Origin of the sequence: Micromonospora sp. LOL_025 (assembly GCF_048060285.1) — a bacterium.
Lineage (GTDB): Bacteria > Actinomycetota > Actinomycetes > Mycobacteriales > Micromonosporaceae > Micromonospora.
The window spans coordinates 25,977-43,263 of record NZ_JBHMIR010000016.1 but is presented as its reverse complement, the minus strand read 5'-3'; the positions used below and the strand labels follow the sequence as shown (position 1 = coordinate 43,263).

Below are 17,287 nucleotides of genomic sequence, written 5' to 3'. Positions count from 1 at the left end.
TCGACCAGGAACACCTGCCGCCGGCAGGCGCCGACGCGGAGCACCCGCCGCACCTTCTCGGTGAGTACGCGCCCCGGCGGGCACCCCAGGTACCGCGCGAGGGCCAGCGTGCACAGAGGCGACCGGCCGTGGACCCGCACCGGCCCGTACGACTCGGACGCCTCGCGGCGCCCCCGCTGGAGCCCCGCCACCGCGCCGACGAAGCCCGCCTCCCGCCACGGTTCGGCCACTCCCCGTTCCTGCTCCGCCGCGATGACGTCGGTGGCCGCCTCGGCCACGACAGGCCACCCGCGTCCGGGTAGCGCATCGGCGGGTGTCGCGGCCCACCCCCGGCGCACCCGTCAGTACGTACCGCCGCATGTTCTCCCCCCTCTCCCGCGGCTGTCGGCGAACCCGAAAGTCATGCATAATATCTCTTATGCATGACAAACAGGACGAATCGGTACAGCGGCTGATCGAGGAGTTCCTGACGGCCCGCGCGACCCGCAAGCCCTCCCCCCACACCCTGGAGGCGTACCGGCGGGACCTGCGCGCCGTCGCCGCGCTGGCGGCGCAGGAGAGCGCCCCTCCCCTCCCCCTCGACGCGCTGCCCGTCGCCGCCCTCACCGCCCGCGTCATGCGCGCGGCATTCGCCCGGTTCGCCGCTCCTCGCGCGGCCGCGTCGGTCCACCGGGCGTGGTCCACCTGGAACAGTTTCTTCTCCTTCCTGGTCGCCGACGGGGTGGTCGCCGGCAACCCGATGCCGGCGGTCGGTCGCCCCCGGGCGCCTCTCCCCCAGCCCAAGCCGCTACGCGGCGCGGACACCCCCGAGCAGTTGCTCGCCTCGGTGGCCCGGCAGGAGGGCCGGCAGCGCGACCCGTGGCCCGAGCGCGACCTGGCGGTGCTGGCGTTGGCGCTCTGCGCGGGGTTGCGGCTGTCGGAGCTGCTGGCGCTGCGGGTGGGGTCGTTGACGGGCCGCGCGGGCGAGCGGCGGGTCGACGTGGCCGGCAAGGGCGGGCGGCCGCGGGTGGTGCCGATCGAGCCGGAACTCGACGGGGTGCTGGTGGGCTACCTGGACAGCCGGGTGCGCCGGTTCGGGTCGCGCACGGTGCGCCCGGACGCGCCGCTGCTGGTGGACCGGCAGGGCGAGCCGCTGCGCCGGGGTGGGCTGCAGTACCTGGTGGAGTCCTGCTACCGGCGGGCGGGCATCACCGACCGGGTGCCGCGTGGGGCGCGGTTGCACGCGCTGCGGCACACCTTCGCGACCCGGTTGGCGGAGGACGGGGCGAGTGCGGCGGAGATCATGCGGTTGCTGGGTCACGCGTCGTTGGCGTCGTCGCAGACGTACATCGAGGTGACGGCCGGGCAGCAGCGCGCGGCGGTGCGGTCCAACCGCACCAATCGGGCGTTGGCGGGGTTGGTGGCGGCGGAGGGCGACGCGCGGTCGTGAGGCGCGGCGCCCGGTTGGCCGGCGGCTGGTGGGCCTCGCCGGAACGCGCGCCCGGCCCGCCGGTGCGGGTGTCGGGCGTGGCCGCCGAGGGGCGGTCGGCCCGGCGTCGGGGTTCTCGACGCCGGGCCGGGGACGGTCAGGCGTGGCCGGTGGCGCGGCGGGCGGCGTCGAGGGCGTTGCGGAAGAGCATGGCGACGGTGGTGGGGCCGACCCCGCCGACGCGGGGGGTGATGGCGCCGGCGACGTCGGCGCAGGTTTCGGCGACGTCGGGTAGGAGGCGTCGGCCTTCGTAGCGGACGCCGCCGCCGATGACGACGGCGCCGGGGCGGACGTGTTCGGGTTGGATGATGCCGGGGACGCCGGCGGCGGCGATGAGGATGTCGGCGCGTCGGGTGTGGGTGGCCCAGTCGGGGACGCCGGTGTGCACGACGGTGACGGCGGCGTTGGCGGTGGGTCGTTTCTGGGTGAGCAGCAGGGCGAGGGGGCGGCCGAGGGTGGCGCCGCGGCCGAGGATGACGACGTCGCGGCCGGCGACGGGGATGTCGTGGAAGGCGAGCAGGGCTTCGATGCCGGCGGGTGTGCAGGGCAGGGGTCCGGGCAGGCCGAGGGCGAGGCGTCCCATGTTGAGCGGGTGCATGCCGTCGACGTCGAGGTCGGGGTCCATGGTCTGCAGGGCGCGGTCGTAGTCGAGGTGTGCGGGGATGGGGTGCTGGATGAGCAGGCCGTGCACGTCGGGTGCGGTGTTGAAGTCGGCGATGGCGCGGTGCAGGTCGGTCTGGGTGGCGGTGGCGGGCAGGTGTACGTGGGGTGAGGTGAAGCCGAGTTCGCTGGCCTGGCGTTGCTTGATGCGGATGTAGCCGGCGCTGGCGTCGTCGTCGCCGACGAGGATGGTGGCGAGGCCGGGGGTGGTGCCGGCGGCGCGCAGTGCGGTGACGCCGGCGGCGACGTCGGTGAGGATGCGCTCGGCGACGGGGGCGCCGGGCAGGAGGCGGGCGGTGGGCATGGTGCTCCTCTGCCGGCGGGGCCCAGGCGGTCGACCTCCGCGCGTGGAGCTCCCCGATGGTTTGGTGCCCATCCTCTGGCCGCCAGTCGCGTCTGGGTTCAGCTTGCCACAGGGGTTCGGTGTGGTGTGTCCCGGTGTGTGGCTGGGGCGCTGACTGTGGGTGTCCCGTTGGTCACTGGTTCGGGCTACCCTGTCGGCCTGTCCGTGTCGGGCGGTCGCCCGGGGTGTCGTGAGTGGAGGCCATGGTGGCGGTGCAGGTCGGGGTGTCCTCTCCCCCGCCGGTGTGTGCGTGTCAGCCGAGGTCGACCAGGAGGGGGCGGTGGTCGGAGATGGTGGACACGGGGGTGTGTACGGCGGTGACGGGTGGCAGCTGGTCGAGGCCGTGGCGGTCGGCGAGGATGTGGTCGAGTTGGACGCGGGGTTGCCCGGCGGGGTAGGTGGGGCGGCGGCCGAGGGGGCGCCAGCCGGTGAGGAGTCGGGCGGGGCCGGCGGGCAGGTTGAGGTCGCCGAGGAGGATGCGCGGGGCGGGCAGGGTGCGTAGGGCGCGGACGGTCTGGCGGAGTTGGTGGGCGTTCCAGCCGGGGACGAAGGACAGGTGGGTGGCGGCGACGGTGAGGCGGCCGTGTGGGGTGTCGAGGACGGCGGCGAGGACGACGCGGGGTTCGTCGCGCAGGAGGATGAGTCCGCCGCGGGGGCCGGGGACGTAGACGGGTGAGCGTACGGGGGCGGGGCGCAGTCGGGTGACCTGCCAGGTGTGGACGCGGTGGCGGGTGACGAGGCCGACGCCGTAGCAGGGTTCGCCGTGTCCGTCGTCGTCGTGGGTGAGGGGGCGGAACTGTTCGCCGGGGGTGCCGACGACGGCGGCGGCGAAGCGGTGTTCGCCGGCGTCGAGGGCGCGGGCGGCGATGGCGGTGAGGTCGAGTTTGCCGCTGCGGCTCTGGTCGCGGTCGACCTCTTGCAGGGCGAGGACGTCGGCGTCGAGGGCGGTGACGGCGGCGGTGAGCCGGTCGGGGTCGACGAGTCCGTCGGCGAGGGACCGGCCGTGCAGCAGGTTGAAGGTGGCCAGGCGCACGCTTGCACCCTACGTGGCCGTGGGAGGGTTGCCTGGTGTTGAAGGTGTTGTTGTGCTCGGTGCTGTTGTTCGTGGCGTTGGCGGCGGTGGGGGTGTGGCTGCGTCGGGCGCGGGGTCGGTGATCCGGTGGCGCCGGTGAGGCTGGCCACAGGGCGGGTCGCGGGGCGGGGGGTGGTGGGCAGAATGGCGGCCCGTGGATGTGGATCCCCTGTCGTTGACGACCCTGCTCGCCGCGGCCGCGATGGCCGGTTGGATCGACGCGGTGGTGGGTGGTGGTGGGCTGCTGTTGTTGCCGGCGTTGCTGGTGGCGGCGCCCGGGATGCCGGTGGCGTCGGCGTTGGGCACGAACAAGTTGACGGCGATCGCGGGTACGGCGACGGCGGCGGTGACTTACGCGCGGCGTACGAAGATCGATTGGGCGGTGGCGGGGCCGGCGGCGGGGTTGGCGATGTGTTGCGCCGGGGTGGGTGCGGCGTTGGCGGGGGCGGTGCCGGCGTCGGCGTACCGGCCGGTGGTGCTGGTGGTGCTGGTGTCGGTGGCGGCGTTCGTGGTGTTGCGTCCGCGGTTGGGGGTGGTGGCGCAGCCGCATCGGCGTACGCGGGTGCGGGTGGGTGTGGCGGTCGCGGTGGCCGGGGTGGGCATCGCCCTGTACGACGGGCTGGTGGGTCCGGGTACGGGGACGTTCCTGGTGGTGGCGTTCACGGCGCTGGTGGGGGCGGACTTCGTGCACGGTTCGGCGATGGCGAAGGTCGTGAACGTGGGCACGAACCTGGGGGCGTTGGCGGTGTTCGCGGCGACGGGGCACGTGTGGTGGTTGCTGGGGGCGGCGATGGCGGTGTGCAACATCGCCGGGGCGGCGTTGGGGGCGCGGATGGCGTTGCGGCGTGGCTCGGGTTTCGTGCGGGTGGTGCTGTTGGTGGTGGTGGTGGCGTTGGTCGGCAAGTTGGGCTTCGACCAGTGGGTGGCGGCCTGACGGGTCGCCACCCACTGGTCGTCGGTGGGTCAGGCGTGCCGGACGACGTCGGTGTAGTCGAGGCGGGGCAGGCGGGGGAACCAGGCGTTCTCGCCGGGGCGGCCGATGTTGACCACGAGCAGGGTCTTCCAGGTGGTGTCGGCGAAGAACTCGCGGTCGATGGCGGCGGCGTCGAAGCCGGCCATGGGGCCGGCGGCGAGTCCGGCGGCGCGTACGGCGAGCAGGTAGTAGCCGATCTGGAGGGTGGCGTTGAAGCGGGCCATGCGCTCGCGTGCCTCGGGGTTGCCGGCGAGGCTGTCGCGCATCTGGGGTCGGATGGGGAAGACCTGCGGGATGAACTCGTGGAAGTCGGTGTCGGCGGCGAGCACGGCGACCATGGGGGCGCTGGCGGTCTTGGCCTGGTTGCCTTCGTTCATGTGGGCGACCAGTCGGGTGCGGGCCTCGCCGGGGCGTACGTAGAGGATGCGCAGGGGCTGGGTGTTGGCGGCGGTGGGCGGGAACTTGGCGAGTTCGAAGATCGCCCGGAGTTGTTCGTCGGTGACCGGCTCGTCGGTGAAGGTGTTGGCGGTGCGGGCGTCGGTGAACAGCAGCGCCTGGGCCTCGGGGTCGAGGTTGATCAGGGGCGAGTGGACGTCGGTCATCGGGGCGTCTCCATGGAGTTCGGCTGGTCTGCTTCGGCAACGGTAGCAGCTAGGTTTTTAGTAGTCCCTTGTTCGGGGGATGTCCCCCGTATCCTGGAATCATGACGGTCAGGCCGCAGGTGGGCGACACGCCCCGCACGTGTGACGGGGGCGTCGCCCGGGCCTTCGCGCTTCTCGGCAAGCGGTGGAACGGCATGCTCCTGAGCACCCTTGCCGACGGCCCGGCCGGGTTCGCCGAGCTGACCCGCGCCCTGCCCGGCATCAGCGAGTCGGTGCTGTCGGACCGGCTGGGCGAGCTCGTGCGGCTCGGGCTGGTCACCCGGACGGTCCGGCAGGGTCCCCCGGTGGGGGTGAGCTACGAGCTGACCGGGGCGGGCGCGGCACTGCTGCCGGTGCTCGACGCGTTGGGCCGGTGGGCGCACGAGAACCTCCCCGCCGAGCCGGAGTCGGCCACCCCGCCGGGCTGCTGAGGGGCACCGGCGCCGGGCGGAGCGTCCCGCGCCGGGCCGCATGTGTGATCATCGGCGGATGCCGGTACGCGCCGAACACGACCGGAGCGTCCTGGCCGCGCTGCTCGGGCGGGACCCGGTGCTGCACGCGTACCAGCTGGGTGACCTGGACGACTTCTTCTGGCCGTACACCTCCTGGTTCCGCCGCGACGAGGAGGTCGCGTTGCTCTACCACGGCGCGGACCCGCCCACGCTGCTGGCGTTCGCGGCCCCGCCACGGGTGGACCGGCTGGCGGCGCTGCTGCGCCAGTTGGCGCCGGTGCTGCCGGCCCGCCTCTGGGCGCACCTGTCCCCCGGCCTGGAGCCGGGGCTGGTCCGGGCGTTCCGGATGGACGCGGCCGGCCCGCACCACCGCATGGCGCTGACCGATGCGGCGCGGCTGGACACGGTGGCCCCGGCGGGCGCCGTGCTGGACGCCGCCGACCTGCCGGCGCTGCGCCGGCTGTACGACGTCGCGTACCCGGGCAACTGGTTCGACCCGCGGATGCTGGACACCGGCCAGTACGTGGGCGTGCGCGACGGCGGTGAGCTGGTGGCGGTCGCCGGGGTGCACGTGTTCTCCCCGGCGTACCGGGTGGCGGCGCTGGGCAACGTGACCACCCATCCCCGGCTGCGTGGGCGGGGGCTGGCCGGCGCGGTGGTGGCCGCGCTGTGCCGGCGGCTGCGCGAGCACGTCCCGCACGTCACGCTCAACGTCAGGGCGGACAACGCGGCGGCGCTGCGGCTCTACGGGCGGCTGGGCTTCACCCGGGTGGCCGACTACGGCGAGTACGCGCTGAGCGCGCACGCTCGGTGAGCGCCGGCCGGTGCCGCAGGCGACGTCCCGGCCGGCGGTTCGCGCGTGTGGTGCGATCAACTGCGGGTTGGCCGCGTCGGCGTTGACCGCCGGGATGACGGTGTCTCAGCCGCGGCGGCCGGGTGAGTCGAAGCGGCCGGCGCGGATCTCCCGCAGCGCCCTGCGGCGGGTGTCGCCGCGCAGGGTGTCGACGTAGAGACGGCCGGCGAGGTGGTCGGTCTCGTGTTGCAGGGCGCGGGCGAGGAATCCGCTGCCCGAGATGGTCAGCGGCTCGCCGCGCTGGTCGAAGCCGTGGGCGGTGGCGTGCAGGGCGCGCGGCGTCGGGAAGTAGAGGCCGGGGATGGACAGGCAGCCCTCGTCGTCGTCCTGCAGTTCCTCCGACACCTCCAGCGTCGGGTTGACCAGGTGGCCGCGGTGGCCGTCGGCGTCGTAGACGAACACCTGGGCGTTGACGCCGATCTGGGGGGCGGCGACGCCGGCGCGGCCGGGAGCGCCGAGCAGGGTGTCCATCAGGTCGGTGACCAGGGCGCGAAGCTCGGCGTCGAAGCTGGTGACGGGCTCGCTGGGGGTGCGCAGCACGGGGTCACCGATGATCCTGATGGGGCGCATCGTCATGTCGGCAAGGTTATCGGTCGCCGGTGGTGCCGGCGGCGTCCGGGCGGGCGGCGACGAGGACCTCGATGCCGTCGAGGATGCGGGCCAGGCCGAACTCGAAGGCGCCGTGGGGGTCGGCGGCGGCCTGGTACTCCTGGCCGGCGGCGGTGCCGACGCGGGCGGCGAGGGGGTAGCGGCGCGGGTCGAGGGCCTTCTCCAGGTACGGGGCGTGGGCCTGCCACCACTGCTGCTCGGTCATGCCGGTGCGCGCGGCGGCCTGGGCGGCCTCCACGGCGCTGCGTACGGCGCCGTGGACGTAGCCGGAGATGAGGGTGACGACGGCGTCCATCTCCAGGTCGGTCAGGCCGATGCCGTCGACGGCGCGCAGTTCGTACTCGTAGCGGGCGATGACGTTGGGGCCCAGCGGGGGGCGGGTCGTGGCGACCTGCAACAGCCAGGGGTGGCGCAGGTAGAGCGCCCAGGTCTCGCGGGCGATGTGGGTGAGCCGGCCGCGCCAGCCGTCGGGCACGTCGTCGGGGCGGGCGGTCTCGCCGTAGACGGTGTCGAGCATGACGTCGAGCAGTTCGCCCTTGCCGGGGACGTAGGTGTAGAGGGACATGGTGCCCACGCCGAGTCGTTCGGCGACGCGGCGCATGGACAGGGCGGCGAGGCCCTCGGCGTCGGCCACGTCGATGGCGGCGCGCACGATGCGGTCCACGGACAGGTCGGGCCGGCCCCTGCGGCTGGTGCGTTCGCGGGTGCGCCAGAGCAGGGCGAGGCTGCGCGCGGGGTCGCCGGTGCCGCTGTACTCGGTCGTCATCCCGGCACTCTACCGTGCGCCGTACCGTATGGTGTACGGTACGGCGTACGAGCGAGCGGACGGGGGCGCCGATGCACGACGACGGACCGGCCATCGAGGCCGAAGGGCTGCGCAAGCGCTACGGCGGCGTCCAGGCCCTCGCCGGCCTGGACCTCACGGTGCCCGCCGGCACCGTGTGCGGCCTGCTCGGCCCGAACGGGGCGGGCAAGACCACGGCGGTACGGGTGCTGAGCACCCTGCTGCGGCCCGACGCCGGCGCGGCCCGGGTCGCCGGCGCCGACGTGCTGCGCCACCCCGAGCGGGTCCGCGCGCGCATCGGCCTGGTCGGCCAGCACGCCGCGCTCGACGAGGTGCTCAGCGGCCGGCAGAACCTGGTGCTGTTCGGTCGGCTGCACCACCTCGGGAGCGCGCGGGCCCGCGCCCGGGCCGCCGACCTGCTCGCCCGCTTCGACCTGAGCGACGCCGCCGACCGACCGGTCGGCACGTACTCCGGCGGGATGCGCCGCCGGCTCGACCTCGCGGCGAGCCTGATCCTCGACCCGCCGGTGCTCTTCCTCGACGAGCCCACCACCGGCCTCGACCCGCGCGCCCGCGCGCAGGTGTGGGACGCGGTGCGTCGGCTCGTCACCGACGGCACCACCGTGCTGCTGACCACGCAGTACCTGGAGGAGGCCGATCAGCTCGCCCACACCGTCCGGGTCGTCGACGCCGGCCGGGTGATCGCCGACGGCACCCCCGAGCAGCTGAAGACCGCGCTCGGCGGCGACCGCGTCGAGGTCGTGCTGACCCGCGCCGACGACCTGACGGAGGCGGTACGCGTCGTCGGCGCCGCCGTCGCCGCGACCCCGCTCGTCGACGCGGCGGGCCTGCGCCTGAGCGTCGCCGTCACCGGGCGGGTGGCCGCGCTGGGCGCCGTCCTGCGGGCCCTGGACGACGCCGGGCTGACCGCCGCCGACGTCGCGGTGCGCCGCCCCACCCTCGACGAGGTGTTCCTGCGGCTGACCGGCCACGACTCCCCCACCACCCGCCCCGATCGGGACAGGGTGGGCGCATGAGCACGACGGGCGTGCACCCCGCGCCGCACCGCCTGCGCTGGGCCGTCGCCGACGGCGTCACCCTCACCGGCCGGGCGCTGGCGCACTGGCTGCGCCAGCCCGGGCAGTTCGTCGTCGGGCTGCTCTTCCCGGTGCTGATGGTGCTGATGTTCGGCTATCTGTTCGGCGGCGCGATGAGCGTGCCCGGCGGCGGCGACTACCGCGAGTTCCTGCTGCCCGGCATGTTCGCCATGACGGTGCTCTTCGGCATCGAGTCGACGTACGCGGCCGTGGCCACCGACGCCGCGCGCGGCGTCACCGACCGGTTCCGGTCGCTGCCGATGACGTCCTCGGCGGTGCTCACCGGCCGCGCCGCCGCCGACCTGCTGCACTGCGCCGCCGGCCTGGCCGTCATGCTCGCCTGCGGCGTCGCCGTCGGCTGGCAGTGGCGGGCCGGGGCCCCGGCGGCGCTGGCCGCCGTCGGGCTGCTCCTGCTGCTGCGCCTCGCCCTGGTCTGGGTCGGCATCCACCTGGCGCTGGTGCTGCGCAGGCCCGAGTCGGTGGTGGTGCTGCAGGTCCTGGTCTGGCCGGTCGGGTTCACCTCCAACGCGTTCGTCTCCCCCGACACCATGCCCGGGTGGGTCGCCACGATCGCCGGGTGGAACCCGCTGTCGGCGACCGTCGGGGCCTGCCGGCAACTGTTCGGCAACCCCGGCTGGGGCGGCGAGTCGTTCGCCGCGCAGCACGCCGTCGTACTCGCCGTGGCGTGGCCGCTGCTGCTGATCGTCGTGTTCGGGCCCCTGGCGGTACGCCGGTACCGCAGGCTCGGCCGGTGACCGAACCCGGACGAACCCCACCGGCCGCGCGACGCGCCCCGCCGAGGACCTGACCACCCACCCGGAAGGACGCCCGTGACGATCGGCTCCCACGCCGTCACGTTCACCCCCGCCGACCCGCCCCGCGCCGGGACGCTGCTCGTCTGGTCCCCCGACGGCCACTCCCCGCCCGACGGACCCGGCGACGCCGTGCGGGTGACCCTGGCGACGCCACCGCGCGGGCACCCGGCACCGGTACCCGCCCGACGGATGAGCGTCGCCGCCGGCGTACCGCTGCTGCTGGCCGGGCGGGCCACGGACCCGGCGGCGGCGTTCTGGGCCGCGGCGGCCCGCGAGGCCCTGCACCTGGCCGCCCGCGGCCTGCTGCTGCCCGCGGTGACCCCCGCCGGGCACGACACCTGGCGGGTCGGACCCCTCACCGCCGACGACGAGGCCCGGCAGGCGCGCCTGGCCGCCGCGATGCCCGCCACCGCGCGCGCCACGCCGGTACCCGGGCGCACCCCGCCGTGGCTGCCCGACCCGACGCGGCTGCTGCGCGACTTCCTCGACGCGGTCGCCGACACCCTGCCCCGCGACGACGCGGCCGGCGGGGCATGGTCGGCGCCGCCACCCACCCCGGTCGGGCGGCTGCGCGACTGGGCCGCCCGGGTCGCCGCCGACGCCGACGCGGCGGTACGACTGTCGCTGCGCCTGGAGCACCGCGACAACCCGGACGAACCGTGGCGGCTGGTGGCGCAGGTGCACCGCCGCGCCACGCCGGGACTGCTCACCGACACCGCCGCGCTGTGGGGCGCCCCGGTCCCCGGATTCCCACCCGGGTCCCGCGACGCCACCCTGCTGGCCCTACGCCACGCCGCGCGGGTGTGGCCGCCCCTGGCGCGACTGCTCGACACGTCGGTGCCCGACGCGCTCACGCCGACCGACGCGCAGGTCGTCGACCTGGCCACCGGCGCGGCGGCCCGGCTCGCCGCCGACGGCGTCGACGTGCACTGGCCGGCCGGACTCGATCGTGGCCTCACCGCCTCGGCGGTGCTGCGCGCCCCGGCCCGCCGCGCCGGCGGCGCCGGGCTGCTCGCCGAGGCGGGCGAGCTGGCGCTGCACTGGCGGCTGCACCTGCACGGCACTCCCCTCACCCCCGCCGAGCTGACCCGGCTCGCCGACGCGCACCGGCCCGTGGTGCGACTGCGTGAGCGCTGGGTCCTGGTGCCTCCGGAACTGGGCCGTCGCGCCCGCGAACCGCACGCCGGGTCGCTGGCCGCGATGCCCGCCCTGCGCGCCGCGCTGACCGGCGCGACGCACCTCGACGGCGAACGCGTCGAGGTGCGCGCCGAGGGCTGGCTGGCCGAGGCCGCCCGGCGGCTCACCGACGGCGCCGCCGCGCCCCCGGTGGACGTACCGGCCGCGCTGGCCGCGACCCTGCGTGACTACCAGCGCCACGGGCTGCGCTGGCTGGCCGGGCTGACCGCCCTCGGCCTCGGCGGCTGCCTCGCCGACGACATGGGGCTGGGCAAGACCGTCACGCTGATCGCCCTGCACCTGCACCGCCAGGGCGACCCGGCCACCGCCGGCGCGACCCTGGTGCTGTGCCCGGCGTCGCTGCTGGGCAACTGGGAACGCGAGATCCGGCGCTTCGCCCCCGGCACCGACGTACGCCGCTTCCACGGCCCCGGGCGCACCCTCGACGGGCTCGACGACGGGTTCGTGCTCACCACCTGGGCCGCCCTGCGCCGCGATGCCGCCCGGCTCGCCGCCCGACGGTGGGCGCTGCTCGTCGCCGACGAGGCCCAACACGTCAAGAACCCGCACTCGGAGACCGCGACGGCGCTGCGCACGATCCCCGCCGCCGCCCGGGTCGCCCTGACCGGCACCCCCGTGGAGAACGACCTCACCGACCTGTGGGCGATCCTGGACTGGAGCACTCCCGGGCTGCTCGGCACCCTCGGCGAGTTCCGGGCCCGCTGGGTCAAGCCGGTGCAGACCGACCGCGACCCCGAGGCGGGTCGGGACCTGGCCCGCCTCGTCGGGCCGTTCCTGCTGCGCCGACGCAAGAGCGACCCCGGCGTCGCCCCCGAGTTGCCGGCCAAGACCGAGACCGACCAGCCGGTCGCGCTCACCGCCGAACAGGCCGCCCTCTACCAGGCCTGCGTCGCCGAACTGCTCGACGCGATCGCCGGCGCCGACGGTTTCGCCCGGCACGGGCTGGTGGTCAAGCTGCTCACCGCGCTCAAGCAGATCTGCAACCACCCCGCCCAGTACCTGCGCGAGAGCGCGCCGCGGCTGGCCGGCCGCTCCGGCAAGCTGGACCTGCTCGACGAGCTGCTCGAGGCGATCCTGCCCGCCGGCGGCGCGGTGCTGGTCTTCACCCAGTACGTGGCGATGGCCCGGCTGTTGCACCGGCACCTGAGCGACCGGGGCGTCGGGGCGCTGCTGCTGCACGGCGGGCTGCCCGTCGCCGCCCGCGACGACCTGGTCCGCCGCTTCGACGCCGGCGAGGCCCCGGTGTTCCTGCTGTCGCTGCGCGCCGCCGGCACCGGCCTGAACCTCACCCGCGCCGACCACGTCGTGCACTACGACCGGTGGTGGAACCCGGCCGTGGAGGACCAGGCCACCGACCGGGCGTACCGGATCGGGCAGACCCGGCCCGTGCAGGTGCACCGGCTCGTCGCCGAGGGCACCGTCGAGGACCGCGTCGCCGCGCTGCTCGCCGGCAAGCGGGACCTCGCCGAGGCCGTCCTCGACGCCGGGCCGGCGGCACTGGCCGCGCTCAGCGACGCCGCACTGGCCGAGCTGGTGACCCTCGGAGGCGACCGATGACCCCGCGCGGCTTTCCCGCCTTCGCGCCCGGCCCGGCGCGGCGGCCCCGTACCTGGTGGGGCACGGCCTGGAACCGGGCATGGGAGGCCGACGCCCTGGACGCCCGGCCGCTGCGCCCCGGCCGCCGGCTGGCCGCCGCCGGGCACGTCGGTGCGATCACCGTCAGCCCCGGCCGGCTCGCCGCGGCCGTGCACGACGGCGACACCGAGCAGGCGTACGCCACCCGGGTACGCGTCGCGACCCTGACCGACGGCGACTGGGACCGGCTGGCCGGCGAGGTGGCCGCCCGCGCCGGACACCAGGCGGCGCTGCTGGCCGGGCAGCTGCCCCGGGACCTGGCCGAGGTGACCGGGGTGCCGCTGCTACCGGGGCTGGGCGAGGTCGCCCCGGAGTGCGACTGCCCGCAATGGGACCACCCGTGCCGGCACGCCGCCGCGCTGTGCCACCAGGTGTCCTGGCTGCTGGACGCCGACCCGGCCCTGCTGCTGCTGGTCCGGGGCCGCGACGCCCGCACGCTCGTGCCGGCCGCCGCGCACCACGGCGAGGTGCCGGCGGTCGCCGCCGTGCGGCCCGCCGAGGCGGGCACGGCCGCCGCGGAGGCGTACGCCCGGGCGGTGCCGCCGCTGCCGCCCGGGCCCGAACCGGTGCCGGGCGCGCCCACGCTGCCGCTGCTGCCGCCCGGCCCTGACGTCGACGTCGACGCGCTGCGTGCGGCGGTGGCCGTGGCGGCCGGCCGGGCGGCGGCCCTGCTGGCGCCACCATGAGGTTGCGCCCCACTAGCGCCGAAGCGCATCGCCGTCGAACTGCGCCCACCCGACGACCCTGCTTCGCGCCGCGTCGGCGTAACCCGGCCCGGCGCGCTGTCGTAGCGCCGTGCGCCGGACGGGCGGTGCCACGTCAGGGCGGTGGCAGGCCCGCGTCGGCGATGCGTTGGCGCATCGGCCGCCGGCGCACCGCGGCGAGCACCTCGTGCAGCAGGTCGGCCAGCGGCACCGCCAGCTCCGCGTCCAGCTCGCGGATCGCGGCGGTCGTCGCCGCCCACTCCGCCTCGATCAGCGGGAGCAGCTCGCGGGCCCGGCCGCTCAGGTGCACGATGCGCTGCCGGGCGTCCGCCCCGGGGGTCAGCTCGACCAGGCCGGCGCGGGCCATCTGCGCGACGGTCTGGCTGGCCGCCGAGTGGGTGACCCCGACCCGGCGGGCCAGGTCGCGGATGGGCAGTGGACCGTCGGCGACCAGCACCCGCAGCGGTGGTGAGAAGCGGGGCCGGTAGTCGGCCAGGCCCCGTTCGGCGTAGACCGCGGCGACGTCGCCGTCGAGCACGTCGAGCACGTGCCGCAGCAGCGTCCCCAGGGCCTCCCGTTCCGGTGCGTCGCTCACCCCGCTAATGTAACAGCACTGTTGTATTGGTGGTGAGAGCGAGGAGTGGGCGATGGCCGAGCGATATCCCCTGGTCGAGCCGTACGCGCACGGGATGCTCGACGTGGGTGACGGCCAGCTCGTGTACTGGGAGACCTGCGGCAACCCCGACGGCAAGCCCGCCGTGGTGCTGCACGGCGGGCCCGGCTCCGGCTGCTCGCCCGGCTGGCGGACCCTGTTCGACCCGGCCCGCTACCGGATCACGCTGTTCGACCAGCGCGGCTGCGGACGCAGCACCCCGCACGCCGCCGACCCGGGCGTGGACCTGTCCACCAACACCACCGACCACCTGATCGCCGACGTCGAACTGCTGCGCGAACACCTCGGCGTGCGCCGCTGGCTGGTGCTCGGCGCCTCCTGGGGCTCCTGCCTCGCCCTGGCGTACGCGCAGCGGCACCCGGAGCGGGTCAGTGAGCTGGTGCTGTTCAGCGTGACCGCCGGCACCCGACGGGAGATCGAGTGGATCACCCGGGACATGGGGCGGGTCTTTCCGGCCGAGTGGGCGCGGTTCCGCGACGCGGTGCCGCCGGCCGACCGCGACGGCGACCTGGCCGACGCGTACGCCCGGCTGCTGGCCGATGCGGACCCGGCGGTGCGCGAGCGGGCGGCGCGGCGGTGGTGCGCGTGGGAGGACACCCACGTCGGCACGGTCCCCGGGCACCGGCCCGACCCCCGCTACGACGACCCGGTGTTCCGGATGGTGTTCGCCCGGCTGGTCACCCACTACTGGCGGCACGGATGCTTCCTGGCCGAGGGGCAGCTGCTGCGCGAGGCGGGTCGGCTGGCCGGCATTCCCGGCGTGCTGCTGCACGGCAGGCTCGACATCAGCAGCCCGCCGGACGTGCCGTGGCAGCTGGCGCAGGCCTGGCCCGACGCCCGGCTGGAGCTCCTGGAGGCCGCCGGGCACGGGGCGGGCAACGGCATGGCGCAGCGGGTCGTGGCGGCGCTGGACGACGTCGCCGAGCGCCGCTGACGACCCGGCGCCGCTACCCCACGGCCTCCTTGCCGTCGCGCACCACGAACTCGCCGGCGGCGGTGGCCCCGAATCCGCTCCGGCTCAGGGTGAGCGCGACGGCCCCCGCGCCGCCGCCGGCCACCGTCGAGTCGGTGATCCGGTAGGACGCCGGGGCCGCGCCGTCGGCGAACAGGCGCTTGCCCGCGCCGACGACGACGGGGAACTGCAGCAGCCGGTAGGTGTCGACGAGCCCCGCGTCGTGCAGGGCGCGCGCCAGCTGCCAGCTGCCGTGCACCTGCAGTTCGCCGCCCGGCTGTTCCCTGAGCCGCCGCACCTGCGCGACGATGTCGCCGCCGCGCAGGACGGTGGTCTGTCCCCAGGCCGCGTCGGCGTCGGAGAGGGTGTTGCTGACGACGTACTTCGGCCCCGTGTTGAGGGCGGCGGCCACCAGGTTGTCGGGGTCGGTGACCTGCGGCCAGTAGCCGCACATCATCTCGAAGGTGCGGCGTCCCAGGAGGAAGGCGTCGGCCTGCCGGAACCACCCGTCGACGGCGTCGAGCTGACCGTCGCCGCTGTGCGGCACGAGCCAGCCCCCGCGCGTGAAGCCGTTGCTGGTGTCCTCCTGGGCCCCGCCCGGGCCCTGCATGACGCCGTCGAGGCTGACGAAGGTGTGGACGCTGATCTGCATGCGATGGCTCCCTGGCAGGGCCTGCGGGACGCGCAGGCTACGGATGCGGGCGGTGTCGCTGCGGCGAGTACCGCCCACCCGAAGCCTGCTACCGACTACAGGAACTGTCAAGACAAAAAATATTGTCGGTTGTCGCGGCAGCACACCGGGGGGCGGTGGCCCGGGCTACGGCACCATCCAGGACAGCACGGGCGTCGCCTGCAACCCGACCAGCACACACATCAGGGCGAGCAGCAGCACGCTCGGGCCGAACATCCGCCGGAACAGGTCGCCCTCGCGACCGGTGAGTCCCACCGCGGCGGCCGCGATCGTGAGGTTCTGCAGGCTGATCATCTTGCCGAGCGTGCCGCCGGAGGCGTTGGCCGCGGCCAACAGGACCGGATCGAGGCCGGCCCGCTGCGCCGCGGCCACCTGAAGCGCGCCGAACAGGGAGTTGGACGACGTGTCCGAGCCGGTCAGGGCGACACCGAGCCAGCCCAGCACCGGCGCCAGCAGGGCGAAGAGGCCGCCCGCGCCGGCCATCCAGACGCCCAGCGTGACGACCTGCCCGGCGGCGTTCATGGTGAACGACAGCGCCAGCAGCCCGACCACCGTCAGCACGGCCCACCGCAGCTCGAACAGGGTGCGCCCGTAGAGCCCGACGGCCTCGCGCGGCGGCACCCGCAGCAGCGCCACCGTGATCAGGCCGGCCACCAGCAGCAACGACCCGGGGGCCGCGAGCCAGGCGAAACGGAACGTCGTCAGGGGCGACGGGGCGCCGGACGCGGTGACGACGTGCAGTCCGGGCCAGGAGACCGCGAGCGTGCCGGCGTCGAGCAGCCGCTTGACCGCCGGCACCTGGGAGACGGCGAAGACCACCACGATCGTCAGGTACGGCGCGTACGCCCGCCACCGCGACCCCGCCGGCTCCGGCGTCTCGGGCTCCGACGGCCCTCCGCCGACCGGCACGGGAACCGTGCGCCGCACCACGTCGCGGCGGACGACGAGCAGCAGGAAGCCCATCCCCGCGAACGCGGCGGTGATGTCGGCCGGCCATCATGCCCAGTTCCGTGGCGGGCAGCCCGGTCACGCCGGCCAGCGTGGTGATCGGCAGGCCGAGCGGTCCGAAGGCCGCCGGCACCGTGTTGCCGACCAGCGCCACGCCCGCCGCGCGCAGCGGGGTGAAGCCGAGGGCCAGCAGCATGACCGTGGTGACGGCCACCGGCGTGCCCTGCCCGGCCAGGGCCTCCAGCAGCGAGCCGAAGCAGAACGCGATCACCATGGCCTGCACGCGGCGGTCGTCGCTGATCCGGGCGAAACCCTGCCGCAGCGTGTCGAAGTGCCCCGTGCGCACGGTCAGTCGGTGGATCCAGATCGCCGTGCCGAACGTCCAGGCGAGCGGGAAGAGGGCGAAGGTGGCGCCCTGGCCGGCGGCCAGCAGCGTCTGCGGCAGCGGCATCCGCCACAGCCCCCAGGCCAGCACCACCGCCACGGACAGCCCGCCGAACGCCGCCACCCAGGCCCGGGTACGCACGACTCCGAGCAGCACGAACAGGGTCAGCAGGGGCAGCGCGGCGCAGGCGGCGCTGAGCGCGAGCGACCCGCCGACGGGTTGCAGGGGTTGCTGGTACATCGCGGACCGCCTCGGCTGCGCACGCCCTGGCCCGGGTGGCGGGCAGTACGGCCCATCTCACCGGACGCGGTCGGCGCGGCGCCTCTCCCACCGTG

General features: G+C 75.4%; 17 protein-coding genes and 1 pseudogene. 9 read left to right on the top strand and 9 right to left on the bottom strand.

Translation table 11 applies throughout. The features are described 5' to 3' along the window. Window positions 1-418 precede the first annotated feature (418 nt). Window positions 419-1,429 (top strand): tyrosine-type recombinase/integrase, encoded by a 1,011-nt coding sequence (locus tag ACFHW0_RS19900; protein WP_416609673.1) that lies wholly within the window; start codon window positions 419-421, stop codon window positions 1,427-1,429. A 136-nt stretch (window positions 1,430-1,565) separates the two neighbouring features. Here the strand turns inward: ACFHW0_RS19900 and ACFHW0_RS19895 are convergent, their stop codons facing one another. Both ACFHW0_RS19895 and ACFHW0_RS19890 read right to left on the bottom strand, forming a co-directional pair. Next, on the bottom strand, window positions 1,566-2,432 hold the full coding sequence (locus ACFHW0_RS19895) for a bifunctional 5,10-methylenetetrahydrofolate dehydrogenase/5,10-methenyltetrahydrofolate cyclohydrolase (protein WP_416609671.1): 867 nt from the start codon (window positions 2,430-2,432) through the stop codon (window positions 1,566-1,568). Between the two features lie 292 nt (window positions 2,433-2,724). Next, complete coding sequence (locus ACFHW0_RS19890) at window positions 2,725-3,504, bottom strand: endonuclease/exonuclease/phosphatase family protein (protein WP_416609670.1); 780 nt, start codon at window positions 3,502-3,504, stop codon at window positions 2,725-2,727. 199 nt (window positions 3,505-3,703) lie between these two features. Between ACFHW0_RS19890 and ACFHW0_RS19885 the strand changes: the two genes are divergently transcribed. Further along, the gene (locus ACFHW0_RS19885) at window positions 3,704-4,477 is read left to right on the top strand and encodes a sulfite exporter TauE/SafE family protein (RefSeq protein WP_416609845.1); all 774 of its coding nucleotides are present in this window, start codon (window positions 3,704-3,706) and stop codon (window positions 4,475-4,477) included. A 29-nt stretch (window positions 4,478-4,506) separates the two neighbouring features. Here the strand turns inward: ACFHW0_RS19885 and ACFHW0_RS19880 are convergent, their stop codons facing one another. After that, entirely contained in the window at window positions 4,507-5,118 is a 612-nt protein-coding gene (locus tag ACFHW0_RS19880) for a malonic semialdehyde reductase (RefSeq protein WP_416609668.1), read from the bottom strand. A 101-nt stretch (window positions 5,119-5,219) separates the two neighbouring features. Here ACFHW0_RS19880 and ACFHW0_RS19875 point away from each other — a divergent pair, with 101 nt between their 5' ends. Both ACFHW0_RS19875 and ACFHW0_RS19870 read left to right on the top strand, forming a co-directional pair. Beyond that, complete coding sequence (locus ACFHW0_RS19875; RefSeq protein WP_416609666.1) at window positions 5,220-5,588, top strand: winged helix-turn-helix transcriptional regulator; 369 nt, start codon at window positions 5,220-5,222, stop codon at window positions 5,586-5,588. A 58-nt stretch (window positions 5,589-5,646) separates the two neighbouring features. After that, window positions 5,647-6,423 carry a GNAT family N-acetyltransferase gene (locus ACFHW0_RS19870; RefSeq protein ID WP_416609665.1) on the top strand — a complete coding sequence of 259 codons (777 nt, stop codon included), beginning with the start codon at window positions 5,647-5,649 and terminating at the stop codon, window positions 6,421-6,423. A 105-nt stretch (window positions 6,424-6,528) separates the two neighbouring features. Here ACFHW0_RS19870 and def read toward each other — a convergent pair whose 3' ends face one another. Both def and ACFHW0_RS19860 read right to left on the bottom strand, forming a co-directional pair. Next, window positions 6,529-7,038 carry a peptide deformylase gene (gene def, locus ACFHW0_RS19865; protein ID WP_416609663.1) on the bottom strand — a complete coding sequence of 170 codons (510 nt, stop codon included), beginning with the start codon at window positions 7,036-7,038 and terminating at the stop codon, window positions 6,529-6,531. Between the two features lie 10 nt (window positions 7,039-7,048). Then, entirely contained in the window at window positions 7,049-7,837 is a 789-nt protein-coding gene (locus tag ACFHW0_RS19860) for a TetR/AcrR family transcriptional regulator (protein WP_416609661.1), read from the bottom strand. Window positions 7,838-7,908: 71 nt separating this feature from the next. Between ACFHW0_RS19860 and ACFHW0_RS19855 the strand changes: the two genes are divergently transcribed. From ACFHW0_RS19855 to ACFHW0_RS19840, 4 genes are all read left to right on the top strand, one after another. Next, window positions 7,909-8,892 carry an ATP-binding cassette domain-containing protein gene (locus tag ACFHW0_RS19855; RefSeq protein ID WP_416609659.1) on the top strand — a complete coding sequence of 328 codons (984 nt, stop codon included), beginning with the start codon at window positions 7,909-7,911 and terminating at the stop codon, window positions 8,890-8,892. Then, window positions 8,889-9,707: an ABC transporter permease gene (locus ACFHW0_RS19850; RefSeq protein WP_416609657.1), complete on the top strand. Its 819-nt coding sequence runs from the start codon at window positions 8,889-8,891 to the stop codon at window positions 9,705-9,707. Before ACFHW0_RS19855 ends, ACFHW0_RS19850 begins: the two co-directional genes overlap by 4 nt. Before the next feature lie 75 nt (window positions 9,708-9,782). Beyond that, window positions 9,783-12,521, top strand: coding sequence for a DEAD/DEAH box helicase (locus ACFHW0_RS19845; protein ID WP_416609655.1), 2,739 nt, complete (start codon window positions 9,783-9,785; stop codon window positions 12,519-12,521). Further along, window positions 12,518-13,285 carry a hypothetical protein gene (locus ACFHW0_RS19840; RefSeq protein WP_416609654.1) on the top strand — a complete coding sequence of 256 codons (768 nt, stop codon included), beginning with the start codon at window positions 12,518-12,520 and terminating at the stop codon, window positions 13,283-13,285. The genes ACFHW0_RS19845 and ACFHW0_RS19840 overlap by 4 nt, the downstream gene beginning before the upstream one ends. A 133-nt stretch (window positions 13,286-13,418) precedes the next feature. On the opposite strand, the gene ACFHW0_RS19835 is transcribed toward ACFHW0_RS19840, so the two are convergent. Beyond that, on the bottom strand, window positions 13,419-13,898 hold the full coding sequence (locus ACFHW0_RS19835; protein WP_416609653.1) for a MarR family winged helix-turn-helix transcriptional regulator: 480 nt from the start codon (window positions 13,896-13,898) through the stop codon (window positions 13,419-13,421). 52 nt (window positions 13,899-13,950) lie between these two features. Here ACFHW0_RS19835 and pip point away from each other — a divergent pair, with 52 nt between their 5' ends. Next, complete coding sequence (gene pip / locus ACFHW0_RS19830; protein WP_416609652.1) at window positions 13,951-14,910, top strand: prolyl aminopeptidase; 960 nt, start codon at window positions 13,951-13,953, stop codon at window positions 14,908-14,910. Between the two features lie 13 nt (window positions 14,911-14,923). Here pip and ACFHW0_RS19825 read toward each other — a convergent pair whose 3' ends face one another. The 3 genes and pseudogenes from ACFHW0_RS19825 to ACFHW0_RS19815 all read right to left on the bottom strand — a co-directional run. Then, window positions 14,924-15,580, bottom strand: coding sequence for a dihydrofolate reductase family protein (locus ACFHW0_RS19825; protein WP_416609650.1), 657 nt, complete (start codon window positions 15,578-15,580; stop codon window positions 14,924-14,926). Between the two features lie 165 nt (window positions 15,581-15,745). Then, entirely contained in the window at window positions 15,746-16,582 is an 837-nt protein-coding gene (locus ACFHW0_RS19820) for an L-lactate permease (protein ID WP_416609648.1), read from the bottom strand. 76 nt (window positions 16,583-16,658) lie between these two features. Further along, window positions 16,659-17,192: pseudogene (locus ACFHW0_RS19815) on the bottom strand (L-lactate permease); the annotation flags it as partial. Window positions 17,193-17,287 lie beyond the last annotated feature (95 nt).